Source organism: Streptomyces sp. NPDC006339 (assembly GCF_040612775.1).
GTDB lineage: Bacteria > Actinomycetota > Actinomycetes > Streptomycetales > Streptomycetaceae > Streptomyces.
Genome location: NZ_JBEXQW010000041.1, coordinates 29597 through 44699 on the forward strand (window position 1 = coordinate 29597; position 15103 = coordinate 44699).

Genomic DNA, 15103 nt, shown 5'->3' on the forward strand with positions numbered 1-15103 from the left:
GCGGCGGGCCTGCGGCCCTGCCGGGCGGACCCGATTGGCGTTTAGGGTGGGATGTGCCCGCCCACGACTGCACAAGGGTGCGCGACCACACCAGGAGGCAAAGTGAACCGCGATCGGGACGAGATCAACGGGGGTTGGAACCCGCCCGTCGACGATCAGTCCGACGCAGATCCCGCCGAGATGACGGGTGAGTTCACCATCGACTACACCCCGCCGGCCTGGTACACGCAGAACGCGTCGTCGGGCGGTACGGGGGGCGGTGCGCCGACTCCTCCGCCGCCGACCGGGGCGCCGCTCGCGGTCCCCGGCCAGCCGGCGAGCGGTGGTTACGAGGCGGCCTGGGCTCCGACGCCGCCGCCTCAGGCCGCGCCGGTGCCGCCTGCCGCGCCGGTGCCTCCGGCCACGCCTGCCGCGCCCGCTCCGGCGGCCGCCACCCCGCAGCCCGCAGCCCAGCCCGAGTCCGCGCCCGCGCCCGCGACGGCGTCGTTCGGCGGCGGGGACGTGGAGAGCGGGGCGACCATGCGCTTCTCCCCCGCCGCGCTGAAGCGCGAGATGGCGGAGCTGGCCGAGCAGCAGGGCGGCGCGACCGAGGCGCCGTCGGCGCCGTCGGCAGCGGCTCCGGTGCCCGCGCCGCTGGACACGGCCGGTCACGCGACCGCCTCCACGGACGGCCCCGCCACGGCTGCCGCCGTGGGATCCGACGACGTGTCGCGGCAGGCCGCGCAGCCAGAGCAGGTCACGCGGGAGCCGGAGTCCGGCGATGCCGACACGACCGGGCCCGTCACGGCCGACGGTGAGCGGACCGAGGACTCCGCGTCGGGCTCGGGGCCGGAGGGCGCCGCGCCGTCCGACGACGGCGCCGACCCGGCCGCCGCCGCGAGCACGGAGGCGGAGACGGAGACGGCATCCGAGGCCGGGACAGAGGCGCCCGAGGGCGGCGCCCCGGCGGACGGCGCGGCCGGCCCGGCCGAGGGCGACGCCGGCACGGCTCAGCCCGACCCCGGGAACCCGGCCGCGGCTCCGGCTCCGGCTCCGGCTCCGGCTCCGGCCGCAGAGACTCCGGCCGCGCCCACCACGCCCGCCGACCAGCCGCAGGACGCCGTACCGGCCGCCCCGCTGCCGCCCGTCGGTGCGCCGCTGCCGCCACAGACCCCCGGGCTGCCGCCGCTGCCGCCGTCGTTCCAGCCCGCGACGCCCGCGTCCGCGCCGCAGTGGCCCGCGCAGGGAGCCCCGGGCGGCGACCAGCCGGTGCCGCCGGCCGCGCCGCTGCCCGCCGCCGCGTCCTGGCCCGCGCCCCCGGTGCCGGGCGCCCCCGGCCCCGTACCGCAGCAGGGCGGTTACGGCTTCCCGCACCCGGGCCACCCCGGACAGTCCGGTCAGCCCGGACAGCCCGGCCAGCCCCCCGCCCCGGCACAGGCCCAGCCGCCCCAGGGCGGCTACGGCTTCCCGCATCCCGCCCAGGCGGGCCAGCCCGGCCAGCCCCCGTCCCAGGCCCCGGACCCCCAGGGCGGCTACGGCTTCCCGCACCCCGGCCAGGCCCCGCCGCAGCCCCTGCCGCACGCCGCCGCGCCCGGTCCCGTACCGCCGCAGGCCGGTTACGGCTTCCCGCATCCCGGTCAGATGCCGCAGCCCGCGCCCGCGCCCGGTTCGCCGGCGATCGATCCGCGGACCGGGGCGGCGTGGCCGTCGGCGGTGACGCACGACCAGCGCGAGCGCTCCGTGCCGGGCGCGCCGCTCGGGTACACCGCCGCCGTCGAGCTGTCCTCCGACCGGCTGCTGCGCAACAACAAGCAGAAGCCCAAGTCGAGCCGCAACCCGGGCGCTTCGGCACGCTTCAAGCTCGGCGGCAAGAAGGAGGAGGCGGAGCGGCAGCGGAAGCTGGAGCTGATCCGCACGCCGGTGCTGTCCTGCTACCGGATCGCGGTCATCTCCCTCAAGGGCGGCGTCGGCAAGACCACGACGACCACCGCGCTCGGCGCGACCCTCGCCACCGAGCGGCAGGACAAGATCCTGGCCATCGACGCCAACCCGGACGCCGGCACGCTCGGCCGGCGGGTGCGGCGCGAGACCGGGGCCACCATCCGCGACCTGGTGCAGGCGATCCCGTACCTGCACTCGTACATGGACATCCGCCGTTTCACCTCGCAGGCGCCGTCCGGCCTGGAGATCCTCGCCAACGACGTGGACCCGGCCGTCTCGACGACCTTCAACGACGAGGACTACCGGCGGGCGATCGACGTCCTGGGCAAGCAGTACCCGATCATCCTGACCGACTCCGGCACCGGTCTGCTCTACAGCGCCATGCGCGGCGTGCTCGACCTGGCCGACCAGCTCATCATCATCTCGACGCCGTCCGTGGACGGTGCCTCCAGCGCCTCGACGACGCTCGACTGGCTGTCGGCGCACGGGTACGCGGAGCTGGTGCAGCGGTCGATCACGGTCATCTCCGGGGTCCGCGAGACCGGCAAGATGATCAAGGTCGAGGACATCGTGCAGCACTTCCAGACCCGCTGCCGCGGTGTGGTCGTGGTGCCCTTCGACGAGCACCTGGCGGCCGGCGCCGAGGTGGACCTCGACATGATGCGGCCGAAGACCCGCGAGGCGTACTTCCACCTGTCGGCGATGGTGGCCGAGGACTTCGTACGGGCGCAGCAGGCGCAGGGACTGTGGACCGGTGACGGACAGGGCGCGATGCCTCCGCACATGGCCCCGCCGATGCCGGGTCATCAGGGCCAGCCCGTGCCGGGGCAGCCGATGCCCGGTCAGCCGATGTCGGGTCAGCCCGCCCCCGGCCAGCCGATGCCCGGTCAGCCCTACGCGCCGCAGCAGCCCGCGCCGGGTCAGCCGTACGGGGCCGCGCCCGTGCCCGGCCAGCCGTTCCCGCAGCAGCCCTACCCGCCGCAGGCGGCCCCCGGCCAGCCGGTTCCGGGTCAGCCGTACGGAGCACAGCCCGCACCCGGACATCCGTACGGGGCGCAGCCCGGGCCGGCCGGTGCGCCCGGTGTGCCGCAGGGCTGGCAGCAGCCCCCGGCGCAGCCGCTCCCGCCGCACGCCGACCCGCACGCCGACCCGCAGGCCCAGGGGCAACCGCAGGCCCAGGCCCCCGGCCAGGTGCCGCCGAACTGGCAGCAGCAGCCTCCGCAGGCACCGCCAGCCCCTCAGCAGTAAGGCGTCACAGGAGTAGACCAATGAGGCCCCGTACCGGTGTTCCGGTACGGGGCCTCGTGGCATTCCCGCAGACCACATGGGGTTTGAGGGATCGTTGACGACGGCAGATCACCGCTGATAAACCTTCGCTTCATCCATCGTCAGCCCAAGATCCACGGCACTTCCCCCGACGCACGCATCCCGACGCGAGGTCACGCCCCATGGTCATGGTCACGAAGGTCCCACCCCGTCCGGCCCCCACCCACAGAGCCGTCCGTCTCCTCGCCGCGGCCGGGGTCACCGCCGCCTCGCTCGTCGCGGTCCCCCAGGCGGCCCAGGCGACGCAGCCGGCCCAGGCCGCCCAAGCGGCGCAGGCGGCCCAGGCGGCGCGGGCGGACGACAAGCCCGCCGGCACGACGCTCACCGTCGCCGTCTCGCAGAGCGTCGACTCGCTCTCGCCGTTCCTCGCCCAGAAGCTCGTCTCGACCAGCATCCACCGGCTGGCCTACGAGTACCTGACCAACTACGACGTGAAGGACGCGCGCCCGATCCCGGGCCTGGCCACCGCGTGGAAGTCCTCGCCCGACAAGCTGACCTGGACGTACACGATCCGCGAGGACTCCACCTGGTCCGACGGAAAGCCGGTCACCGCCGAGGACGCCGCGTGGACCTTCACCACGATGATGACCGACCCGAACGCGGCCACCGCCAACGGCAGCTTCACCGCGAACTTCAAGAAGGTCACCGCGCCCGACCCGCGGACCCTCGTCATCGAGCTGAAGAAGCCGCAGGCGACGATGACGGCCCTGGACGTGCCGATCGTGCCCAAGCACGTGTGGGAGAAGGTCACCGACTTCTCGAAGTTCAACAACGACCGGCAGTTCCCGATCGTGGGCAACGGACCCTTCGTCATCACGGACTTCAAGGTCGACCAGTACATCAAGCTCGAGCCGAACAAGAAGTTCTGGCGCGGCGCGCCCAAGTTCGACGAGCTGGTCTTCAAGTACTACAAGGACGGTGACGCCGCCGTCGCCGCCCTCCAGAAGGGCGAGGTGTCCTTCGTACCGAACCTGACGCCCGCTCAGGCGGCCGCCCTGAAGACCCAGAAGAACATCAAGGTCAACGACGCCCCCGGCCGCCGCTTCTTCGCCCTCGCCACCAACCCGGGCGCCCGCGCCAAGGACGGCAGGACCTTCGGCAACGGGCACAAGGCGCTGCTCGACCCCGCGGTGCGCAAGGCGCTGTTCCTGGCCGTGGACCGGGCCACCCTCGTGGACAAGGTCTTCCAGGGCCACGCCGTCGAGGGCGAGGGCTACATCCCGCCGCGCTTCGGCTCGTACTTCTGGAAGCCGGCCGAGGGCCAGAAGCGGGCCTACGACCCCGCCGAGGCCGAGCGGGTCCTCGACGCCGCCGGCTACCGGAAGAACGGCGCCGGCAAGCGGATCGGCAAGGACGGCAGGCCGCTGGACTTCCGCATCCTGTGTCACGCCACCGACCCCAACGACAAGGCCGTCGGCAAGTACCTCCAGGAGTGGTGGGGCAAGCTCGGCATCGGGCTGAAGGTCGAGTGCCTGGACAGCGTCTCCGACCCGTGGGTGAAGGGCGACTACGACCTGGCCTTCGACGGCTGGTCGGTGAACCCGGACCCGGACTACGTGCTGTCCATCCACACCTGCGGCACGCTGCCCGCGACCCCCAAGGACACCGGCGCCACCGACAACTTCATCTGCGACCCGCAGTTCGACGCGCTCTACGCGCAGCAGGCCGTCGAGTACGACGCGGCCAAGCGGGCCGACATCGTCAAGCGGATGCAGTCGCGGCTCTACGACACGGGGTACATGAACATCCTCGCGTACCCGAACGCCCTGGAGGCATACCGCACCGACCACATCGCCTCCATCACCACCATGCCCGAGGCCGCCGGCAACCTGTGGGGCCAGGACGGCTACTGGAGCTGGTGGTCGGCCGTGCCCGCGGCGCGGACCTCCGACGAGGGGTCCGGCGACGGCTCGTCCACCGGCGTGGTGATCGGGATCGGCGCGGCCGTCGTGGTCGTGGTCGGGGTCGGGATCTTCCTCGGGCTGCGCCGCCGCACCACCGCAGACGACCGCGAGTAGCCCGTGACGAGCGCAAGCACCCCCGCCTCCGCCGTGGCCAGGACCGACGCCGGCACCGGGTCGGTCCAGGCCACGGAGGGCGGCGCACGGGCCGGCACCGCCGCCGCCTATCTCCGTCACGCGGCGGGGAAGCTGGCCGGCGCGGCCGTCTCGCTCCTCGCCGTGCTGGTCACCAGCTTCTTCCTGTTCCGGATCATCCCGGGCGACCCGGTGAAGACGATGACCCACGGGATGCCCACCACGGCCGAGCAACTGGCGACCCTGCGCAGGCAGTTCGGGCTCGATCTGCCGCTGTGGCAGCAGTTCACCGACTACTGCGCCAAGGCGCTGACCGGCGACCTCGGCATGTCGTACCAGTTCCGCGCCCCGGTCGGCGAGCTCATCGCGCAGAAGCTCCCGGCGACGCTGCTGCTGACCGGCACGGCCGTGCTGCTCTACTCGGCGCTCGGCCTGTGGCTCGGCACCCGCTCGGCATGGCGGCACGGCAGCCTCGGCGACCGGCTGAACACGGGCGTGGCGCTGACCCTGTGGTCGGTGCCGTCGTTCTGGCTCGGTCTGCTGCTGATCATCGTGTTCTCGGTGGGTGTCGGTCCCGTCCCCGGCCTCTTCCCGACCGGCGGCATGGAGTCCGGCACCGGCGAGACGGGCTTCGGGTACGTGCTCGACGTGGCCCACCACATGGTGCTGCCGGTGCTCACCCTGGTCGCCGTGGGCTACGCGCAGACCCTGCTCGTCATGCGGTCCTCGCTGCTCGACGAGATGGGCGGCGACTATCTGACCACCGCCCGGGCGAAGGGGCTGCGCGACGACGTCGTACGGCGCCGGCACGCCGTACCGAACGCGCTGCTCCCGACGGTGACGATGGTCTTCATCAACCTCGGTCATGTGGCGGCCGGTTCGATCCTGGTGGAGACGGTGTTCTCCTGGCCGGGGCTCGGCGGCCTCTTCTACCAGGCGCTCAGCGTGCCCGACCTGCCGCTGGTGCAGGGCCTGTTCGTGGTGTTCGCCGGAGCGATGATCGTGATGAACCTGATCGCCGACCTGCTCTATCCGCTGCTCGACCCCCGGGTGGGCCGATGACCTCACCGCCGAAGACCACACCGACGACGCCCTCGCCGGCGAAGGCCGCTCCGACGGCGGCCTCTCTGGCCCGGGCGCGCAGGCGCCGCACGGTCGCCCGCTTCTGGAAGCAGTACCGCGGTCACCGGGCGGGGCTCTACGGTCTGCTGGGGCTCGCCCTGATCGGGCTGCTCGCGCTCGCCGCGCCGCTGCTCGTCGGCGCCGACGTGCAGTCGGTGACGAAGGCGCCCGGCACCGCGCTCGAATCGCCGAGCGCCGCGTTCCCGCTCGGCACCGACCAGTTCGGGCGCTCGCTGCTCGGCCTGCTGATCTGGGGCGCCCGGATCTCGCTCCTGGTCGGCCTCCTCGCCGCGGCGCTGTCCGTCGCCATCGGCACCCTGGTGGGGATCGTCGCCGGGCACTACGGCGGCTGGTTCTCCACCGTGCTCATGCGGATCACGGACTGGTTCCTGGTGATGCCGGCGCTGGTCCTCGCGATCGTGCTCGCCACCGTGATGTCCCGGTCGATGTGGACGGTGGTCCTGGCGATCGGCGTGACGAGCTGGCCGACGACCGCGCGGCTGGTGCGGGCGCAGACGATCGCCGTCGAGTCCCGCCCGTACATCGAGCGGGCGAGGGCGCTCGGCGGCGGGCACGGGCACGTCATGACCCGGCACGTGCTGCCGAACGTGATGCCGCTGGTGCTGGCGCAGACCACGCTCGGCATCTCGACGGCCATCCTCACCGAGGCGACCCTGGCCTTCCTCGGGCTCGGCGACCCGACCGTGGTGTCGTGGGGCGGCATGCTCCAGGACGCGCGGGAGGCGGGCGCGGTCTCGTCCGGGCACTGGTGGTACCTGGCGCCGCCCGGGCTCGCCATCGCCCTGGTCGCGCTGGCGTTCACGCTGTGCGGGCGGGCGATCGAGTCCGTCCTCAACCCGAGGCTGGGGGTGGGGCGTTGAGCACGGAACCACTGCTCGAGGTACGGGATCTGAGGGTGACGTACGGGTCGGGGCCGGCCGCCGTCCCGGCCGTACGGGGCGTGGACCTCACCCTGCCGGCCGGGCGGAAGCTGGGCGTCGCGGGCGAGTCGGGGTGCGGGAAGTCGACGATGGCGCTCGCGCTGCTCCGGCTGCTCCCGGCCTCGGCCCGGATGACCGGGGAGATCCTGCTGGACGGCGAGGACGTGCTCACCATGAAGTGGGGGCGGCTACGGGCCGTGCGCTGGGCGGGGGCGTCGATCGTCTTCCAGGGCGCGATGCACTCGCTGAACGCGGTACGGCGGATCGGTGACCAGATCGCCGAGCCGCTGCTCGTGCACGGCCGGGCCACCCCGGCGGCGGCCCGCGCCCGGGTCGGTGAGCTCCTGGAGCACGTGGGCCTGCCGGCGGCGCGGGCGGCAGCCTATCCGCACGAGCTGTCCGGCGGGCAGCGGCAGCGCGTGATGATCGCGATGGCGCTGGCCTGCGATCCGCGGCTGATCGTGGCGGACGAGCCGACGACCGCGCTCGACGTGATGATCCAGGCCCAGATCCTGCGGCTGATCGAGCGGCTGGTCGCCGAGCAGGACATCGGCCTGCTGATGATCAGCCACGATCTGGCGGTGCTCGCCGACACCTGTGACCGGCTGGCCGTGATGTACGCGGGGCGGGTGGTGGAGGAAGGGCCGGCGAAGGCGGTGTACGAGGCCGCCGCGCACCCGTACGGGCGGGCGCTGTCCTCGGCGTTCCCCCGCATCGGCGACCCGGCCTCGCGGCGCGCCCCGCGCGGTCTGCCGGGTGACCCGCCGGACCCGGCCGATCTGCCGGGTGGCTGCACCTTCCATCCGCGCTGCCCGGTGGCGGTGGAGCGGTGCGCGGACCAGGACCAGGAGCTGCGGGAGGCGGGCGCGGGGCGCCGGGCGGCCTGCGTACACGTGGGGAGCACGTCATGAGCCCGGACGTTTCCGTGCCGTCCGCCGGACCGCTGCTGTCGGCGGAGGGGCTGCGGGTGGTGTTCCCGGGGCGGCGGGGCGCGCCGTCCGCGCGGGCGGTGGACGGGGTGGACCTGGACATCGGCGCGGGCGAGATCGTGGCCCTGGTCGGTGAGTCCGGCTGCGGCAAGACGACGCTGGCCCGCTCGCTGCTCGGCCTGGTCCGGCCGAGCGGGGGCACGGTGCGGTTCGCCGGCGCGCCCCTGTCGTACACGGGGAAGGCGCTCAAGGCGTACCGGAAGCGGGCCCAGTTGGTCCTGCAGGACCCGAGCGGTTCGCTGAACCCGCGGCACACGGTGTACGACGCGGTGGCGGAGGGGCTGCGGATCCACGGGTACGCGGGGGACGAGCGGGCCGCGGTCGCCGAGGCCCTGGCGCGGGCCGGGCTGCGGCCTCCGGAGCGGTTCTTCCTGCGCTATCCGCACGAGCTGTCCGGCGGCCAGCGCCAGCGGGTGGTCATCGCGGGCGCGCTGGTCCTGGAGCCGGAGCTGATCGTCGCGGACGAGCCGGTCGCCTCCCTGGACGCCTCCGTACGCGGGGAGATCCTGGCCCTGCTGCTGCGGCTGCGCGACGAGCTGGGCCTGTCGGCGCTGGTCGTGACGCATGACCTGGGTCTGGCGTGGAACATCGCGGACCGGGTGGCGGTGATGTATCTGGGCCGGATCGTGGAGACCGGTCCCGTCGAGTCGGTCCTGACGGCGCCGCGGCATCCGTACACGCGGGCGCTGTTGTCGGTACTGCCGGAGTCCGACGGCGATCCGGTGGTGCTGACCGGCGAGCCGCCGGACCCGACGCGGATCCCGTCCGGCTGCCGCTTCCATGTGCGCTGTCCCGTGCTGGCCTCGGGTGCGGCGGCCGGGGTGGCGGAGCGCTGCCGTACGGAGGACCTTCCGGTGCTCGCGGCGGGTGCGGACCGGGTGGAGACGGCCTGTCACTGGGCGCGGGAGGTGCGGGTGGAGGGCTGACCGGGCGGGGGCGATGCGTGAGGACGGGCCGCCGGTCCGGCCCGGCGGCCCGTCCTCACGTCGACTTCCGTCCGCCCGTGCTGCCTAGTGGGGCGGCTCGGCGGGGTGCTGCGGCGGGTGCGCCTCGGAGTTCGGCTCGGCCGGGTGCTGCGGCGGGTGCGCCTCGGAGTCCGGGGCGGCGGGGTCCTGCGGCGGGCCCGCGGGCTTCTGGGCCTGGGAGCCCTTCGGGAGGATCTCGCACGAGCTGATGGAGGTCCGCGTCGAGACGGACTTCACGGTGCAGGTGTCCCTGCCGACGCCCGCGTCCACCGTGCCCCAGTGCTCGCCCACGATCAGGACGGCACCGCCGGGGCCCTGGATCGTGTCGTCGCCGGGGCCCGACTGGATCATGCCGCCGGACTCGGGGCCGAGCGCGGCGGCCTCGATGGTGTCGTTCTCGCTGCCGCCGAGGACCCGGCCGGAGAAGTCGATCACCCCGGTCTTGATGGTGTCCACGCCGTCGTTGCCGGTGACGATGCCGCCGCCCCGGTTGAACTGGCCGGGCGCGCCGTGGACCGAGCCGGTGGTGATCTTGTCGTTGCCGTCGTCGCCGTGGACGACGGCGCCGAGCTTGGCCCCGTCGCCGTGCACGGTGGCCACCTTGATGATGTCGTTGCCGCGGTTGCCCCGCACCATGCTGAAGGTGGTCTGCGGCACCAGGTGCTTGGCGCGGATGACGTCGTCGCCCTCGCCGCCCATCACGGCCGAGTCGATGACCAGGCCACGGACCTCGATCATGTCGTTGCCCGTGCCGCCGGAGATGGTGACGCCCTCGATGTCGCTGTCGCAGAAGATGTGGTCGTCCTGGGGCGTGCCGTTGACCTGGGCGCCGGGGGGCGCGGGGACGTCGTTGATCCAGCACTGGTGCATGGGCACGCGGGCGGAGGCGTGGGCGGGCGCGCCGGTGAGGGCCGCGGCGGCGACCAGGACGGCCAGGGCGGCGGGGCCGCGCAGGGATCTGCGGAGGGAGGGTGGGGTGGCGGACATGGGGTTCTCCTCTGCGGTGTGGGGGCCGCGAACGCGATCGGGAAGACGCGCGGTCGGGCGGGAACGCGATCGGGCGGGAGGCCGGGCTCGGGAAGGGCCGGCCGGTGGAGGAAAGGCTCGGGGAGGGCCGGCCGGTGGAGGTCAGGCGGCGGCCGTACGGGCCGGGGTGGCGGCGCCGTGCTGGGGCGAGTAGCCCACGATGCGGCGGGCGCCGAGGCCGGACTCGGGCGCGGGCTGCTGCCCGTTCGTCCACCGGCCCAGGCACATCTCGGCGGTGATCCCGGGGCCGAAGCCGGCCAGGATGCCCCGCGCGCCCTCCGGCAGGCCGCCCTCCTCGAAGAGCCGGCGCACCGCGTCCAGGACGACGGCGCTGGCGATGTTGCCGTACTCCGTCAGGGTGGCGCGGCTGAAGCGGAAGTCCTCCGGGGGCACTTCGAGGAAGCGGCTGAGGTCGTCCAGGATGCGCGGGCCGCCCGCGTGGATGATGTAGAAGTCCAGCTTCCCGGCGTCCCAGCCGTGCTCGTCCGCGAGTTCGCGCAGCGCCGGCGCGAGCGGCTCCATCGTTCCGGGCACCCGCTTGTCGAGCAGGAAGTGGAAGCCGGTGGCGCGCACGCTGTAGGCGATCCAGTCCTCGGTGTCGGGCACCAGGTAGGAGTTGTTGCGCTCCAGGGCGATGCCGGTGCCGCCGCGGCCCCGCACGACGGCGGAGGCCACCGCGTCGCCGAACAGGCCGTTGGACAGCAGCGATCCGACGCCGAGGTCGGTGGGCTGGTAGCAGAGCGAGCAGAACTCGCAGGCCACGATGAGGACGTTGGCGTCCGGGTAGGCGGTGCAGAAGTCATGGGCGCGGTTGACGGCCGCGCCGCCCGCCGCGCAGCCGAGCTGGGCGATGGGCATCTGCCGGGTGTGGCTGGGGAAGCCCATGGTGTTGATCAGCCAGGCGGTGAGCGAGGGCATCATGAAGCCCGTGCACGACACGTAGACGATCATGTCGATGTCCTGGGGCCCCAGCCCGGCGTTGTCCAGGGCCTCCTTGATCACCGCGGGTACGCGGGCCTTCGCCTCGGCCTCGTAGAGCGCGTTGCGCTCCTGGAAGCCGGGATGCTTCAGGGTCTCCTCGATCGGCTGCACGATGTGCCGACGGGTGACCCCCGTGTTCCCGATCAGCCGCAGCGCGAGGGCCAGTTGGGGGTGGTCGGCATGGCGTGAGCGGGCGAGCTCGAGGGTCTCCTCCATCGTGATCACGTACTCGGGTACGGACACCGCGGGTTTGCACAGAGTCACCACGACACGCGCTCCTTCGTCTCGTTCGCCGTGAACTGGGCCCACACTCACCCCGTCGTCGCGAGCCCGCAACCGCGAGGGCGACCGGACGGTCGCGGAGCGTGACCGCCAGGCGGGCGAACCGGGCGGGTGCGGCGCCGCCGGAGGGCGGTACCGGCGCGTCCTCCGTTCAGGGGGCTGTCGGTCCCCGGCGTGTCGCGGTCGCCCACGGCCGGGAACAGCCTCCTCATGACCTCCGAACCCGTCACCTCCGGACCCGTCACGTCCGAACCCCCGGCCGCGCCGCGGCCCGTCCGCACCTGGGCGGTCGAGGACCTGCCGGCCCTCGAATTCGACCCGCTGCTGCTCGAGCTGCTGCACGAGGAGCCCGTCGCCCGGATCCGGCTGCCGTTCGGCGCGGACCACGACGCGTGGCTGGTCACCCGTTACGACGACGTCCGCGCGGTGACCTCCGACCCCCGGTTCAGCCGGACGGCCCTGCTGGACCGCCAGGTGACCAAGATGACCGGCCACATGGTGGCCTCCAAGGCGGCGCTGAACTACGCCGATCCGCCGTACCACACCCAACTGCGCAAGGCGGTGACGAAGGCGTTCACCGGGCAGTCGACCAAACGGCTCCGCCCGCTCGCCCAGGCGACCACGGACCGGCTCCTCGACGCCATGGAGCGCTCCGGGCGCCCCGCCGACCTGATGAAGCACCTGCACGGTCCGCTGCCGATGGCGGTGGTCTGCGACCTGCTCGGCATCCCCGAGGAGGACCGGGCGGAGCTCGCCTCCTGGCCGGACCTGATCCTGTCCTCCGGCCCCGGCCCGGAGAGCAGCCGGGCGGCGAAGGCGCAGATCCACGGCTACATCTCCCGGCTCCTCGACCGGCGCCGGGCCGAGCCGGCCGAGGACCTCGCCGGGGTGCTGGCCGAGTCCCTGGCCGAGGGCCGGATCGACGTCGACGAGGCCGTGTCGCTCGCCATGGCGATCCTGATCAGCGGCGCGCACGCGGTACGGAACAACAGCGCCAACATGGTCTATCTGCTGCTCACCCGGCCGGACCTGGCGGCCCGGCTGCGCGCCGAACCGGAGCTGCTCCCCCAGGCCGTGGACGAGCTGCTGCGCTGGATCCCGCACCGCAACGGCGTCGGCCTGCCCCGGATCGCCCTGGAGGACGTGGAGGTCGGCGGGGTGGTGATCCGGGCCGGCGAGGCGGTGTACGCCTCCTACCTGGCCGCCAACCGCGACCCGGCGGTCTTCGAGGACCCGCACACCGTCGACTTCGACCGTACGGGTGTCGGCCATGTCTCCTTCGGCCACGGGCCGCACCACTGCATGGGCGCGATGCTGACCCGCATGGAGTCCGAGGTGATGCTGTCGACGCTGCTCACCCGCTACCCGGAGCTGCGGCTCGCGGACCGGCCGGAGGACACGGTCTTCCAGTCCAAGGGCCTGATTCGCGGACCGAAGGAGCTGTGGGTCACCTGGTGAGGAGCGCCGGCCGGGGCCGGGCGCGGCACCGCGGGGGCGTCAGCCGGTGAGCGAGCGGCGGCCGTCGTCGTACGCGGCGGTCAGCTCACGGCACTTCTCGACGTCGTCGGCCATCGCCACGAGCAGGTCGTCGAGGGTGTCGAACTTGAGCATCCCGCGCACGTAGGCGAGGAAGTCGACGGTCACGTGCAGGCCGTACAGGTCGAGGCCCTCGCGGTCGATCGCGTACGCCTCCACGGTCCGCTCCGTGCCGTCGAACTGCGGGTTGGTGCCGACCGAGATCGCGGCGGGCATCCGCTCGCCGTCGGCGGTCAGCCAGCCCGCGTAGACGCCGTCGGCCGGGATCGCGGTGTGCGGCAGGGTCTCGACGTTGGCCGTCGGGAAGCCCAGCTCGCGACCGCGCTGGGCACCGCGCACGACGACGCCCTCGACGCGGTGCGGGCGGCCCAGGATCTCGGCGGCGCCCGCCATGTCGCCCTCGGCGACGAGCCGGCGGGCGAGCGTCGAGGAGAACGGCTCGCCGCCGCCCGCCGTGCCGCTCACCCGCAGGTCGATCACCTCGACGTCGTAGTCGTACGTGGCGCCGAGCTCGGCCAGGAAGTCGACGTCGCCGGCGGCACGGTGGCCGAAGCGGAAGTTGGGGCCCTCGATCACGCGCTTGGCGTGCAGCTTGTCGACGAGCACCTTCACGATGAAGTCCGCCGGGGAGAGCTGCGAGAACTCCGCGGTGAACGGCAGGATCAGCACCGCGTCCACGCCCAGCTCGCCCATCAGCTCCGCGCGCCGGTGGTGCGGGGCGAGCAGCGGCGGGTGGCTGCCGGGGCGGACGACCTCGGAGGGGTGCGGGTCGAAGGTGACGACCACCGAGGGGACGCCGAGCTCGCGGGCGCGCTCCACGGCCCGCCCGATGATCAACTGGTGCCCGCGGTGCACTCCGTCGTAGGAGCCGATGGTGACGACGCTGCGCCCCCAGTCCTGGGGGATGTCCTCCAAGCCACGCCAGCGCTGCACTGTGACCGCTCCTCGTCCGCCTGTACCCAAGTCCGCGTGTACGCCTGTTGGCGCAGGTCTAAGACTGCCATGAGCATGCGACTTCGTAGGCATCGGCATCGTGTCGCCCATGTCTCGGAGCGCGGCGCGGAGCTCGGCGGCGAGCTCCCTGCGGAGGAAGCGGGAGGCGCCGGTGCCGGGCGCGGTGAGGACGGGTCCGAGGGCGGCGGCGAGGGCGGCGCGGGTCGCGGGGAGCGTCAGGAGGTGGACGACCAGGGGATGCAGGACGCAGCGGGCCTCCGGGCCGTCCTCCAGGCGGCGGTCGACAAAGGCGGCGACCAGCGGCGCGCCCTCGGGGTGCCGCTCGGCGTATTCGGCGACGAGGGCGGCGGCCCGGCGGGCCAGGCGGGGCGGGCCGACCTCGGCGAGGACGCGCAGCACGGGCGCGGGGTCGGGGCCGTGGAGCCGGGCCCGGAGCGCGTCGAGGACCGGTTCGGGGTGGGTGGGCAGGGCGGCGGCGAGGGCGTCCACGGGCACGTCGGGGTCGGCGAGCGCGCGGGGCAGGAACCGGCCGCGGACGTTCGGGTCGCGGAGCAGCAGCCCGAGGGCGGCGCCGTGCAGGGGCCGGTCGTCGGGGCGGGCGAGGAGGGCGAGGGCCGCGTACCGGAGGGTGTCGCGGTCGGCGGCGGCCGTCACGTGGGGGGCGACGAGCAGGCCGTACGCCGCCGCGGCCGCGCGCCGCTCGGGGCGCCCGTCGTCGTGCGCCCACCGGTCGACGGCCCGGCACACCGCCGCCGGCTCGTCCTCGGCGAGCGCCGCGAGCAGCCCTTCGGCGAGCGGGTGGGCGGTGGCGACGAGGGCCTCGCAGAGATCGTCCACGGCGAGCGCGCGGTGGGTGTGCAGCAGCGCCTGGGCGGCGGTGCCGACGGTGGCGCCCGGGGCCGCGGCCAGGGGCCGCTCGTCCCCGAACCACCGGCACAGCAGGGGCTGCACCCCGCGCGGGTCGGCCATGAGCCGCTCGGCGGCGAGGTCGAGGAACCGGGGGCCGCGAGCGCGTCCGGACGGGG

General features: G+C 73.9%; 10 protein-coding genes. 7 read left to right on the plus strand and 3 right to left on the minus strand.

Annotation, left to right across the window (positions count from 1 at the left end; genetic code table 11):
• The first annotated feature begins 102 nt into the window (after positions 1–102).
• The 6 genes from ABZ135_RS28675 (at position 103) to ABZ135_RS28700 (ending at position 9260) form a co-directional block, all read left to right on the plus strand.
• Positions 103–3168 carry an SCO5717 family growth-regulating ATPase gene (locus ABZ135_RS28675; RefSeq protein WP_356699547.1) on the plus strand — a complete coding sequence of 1022 codons (3066 nt, stop codon included), beginning with the start codon at positions 103–105 and terminating at the stop codon, positions 3166–3168.
• A gap of 206 nt (positions 3169–3374) precedes the next feature.
• Entirely contained in the window at positions 3375–5264 is a 1890-nt protein-coding gene (locus ABZ135_RS28680; RefSeq protein WP_356699617.1) for an ABC transporter substrate-binding protein, read from the plus strand.
• A gap of 132 nt (positions 5265–5396) precedes the next feature.
• The gene (locus ABZ135_RS28685; protein WP_356699619.1) at positions 5397–6344 is read left to right on the plus strand and encodes an ABC transporter permease; all 948 of its coding nucleotides are present in this window, start codon (positions 5397–5399) and stop codon (positions 6342–6344) included.
• Positions 6341–7285 (plus strand): ABC transporter permease, encoded by a 945-nt coding sequence (locus ABZ135_RS28690; RefSeq protein ID WP_356699549.1) that lies wholly within the window; start codon positions 6341–6343, stop codon positions 7283–7285. The genes ABZ135_RS28685 and ABZ135_RS28690 overlap by 4 nt, the downstream gene beginning before the upstream one ends.
• Entirely contained in the window at positions 7282–8256 is a 975-nt protein-coding gene (locus ABZ135_RS28695) for an ABC transporter ATP-binding protein (protein ID WP_356699550.1), read from the plus strand. The genes ABZ135_RS28690 and ABZ135_RS28695 overlap by 4 nt, the downstream gene beginning before the upstream one ends.
• Positions 8253–9260, plus strand: coding sequence for an ABC transporter ATP-binding protein (locus tag ABZ135_RS28700; RefSeq protein WP_356699552.1), 1008 nt, complete (start codon positions 8253–8255; stop codon positions 9258–9260). The genes ABZ135_RS28695 and ABZ135_RS28700 overlap by 4 nt, the downstream gene beginning before the upstream one ends.
• 84 nt (positions 9261–9344) lie before the next feature.
• Here ABZ135_RS28700 and ABZ135_RS28705 read toward each other — a convergent pair whose 3' ends face one another.
• Both ABZ135_RS28705 and ABZ135_RS28710 read right to left on the minus strand, forming a co-directional pair.
• A complete protein-coding gene (locus ABZ135_RS28705) occupies positions 9345–10286 on the minus strand; it encodes a hypothetical protein (RefSeq protein ID WP_356699554.1) in 942 nt (313 codons plus the stop codon).
• 141 nt (positions 10287–10427) lie between these two features.
• Positions 10428–11573, minus strand: a complete 1146-nt coding sequence (locus tag ABZ135_RS28710) for a type III polyketide synthase (protein ID WP_356699555.1) — start codon at positions 11571–11573, stop codon at positions 10428–10430.
• 225 nt (positions 11574–11798) lie between these two features.
• On the opposite strand from ABZ135_RS28710, the gene ABZ135_RS28715 reads away from it, so the two are divergent.
• Positions 11799–13046 carry a cytochrome P450 gene (locus ABZ135_RS28715; RefSeq protein WP_356699557.1) on the plus strand — a complete coding sequence of 416 codons (1248 nt, stop codon included), beginning with the start codon at positions 11799–11801 and terminating at the stop codon, positions 13044–13046.
• A gap of 39 nt (positions 13047–13085) precedes the next feature.
• Here the strand turns inward: ABZ135_RS28715 and ABZ135_RS28720 are convergent, their stop codons facing one another.
• The gene (locus ABZ135_RS28720; protein WP_356699621.1) at positions 13086–14057 is read right to left on the minus strand and encodes a bifunctional riboflavin kinase/FAD synthetase; all 972 of its coding nucleotides are present in this window, start codon (positions 14055–14057) and stop codon (positions 13086–13088) included.
• Positions 14058–15103: the final 1046 nt, after the last annotated feature.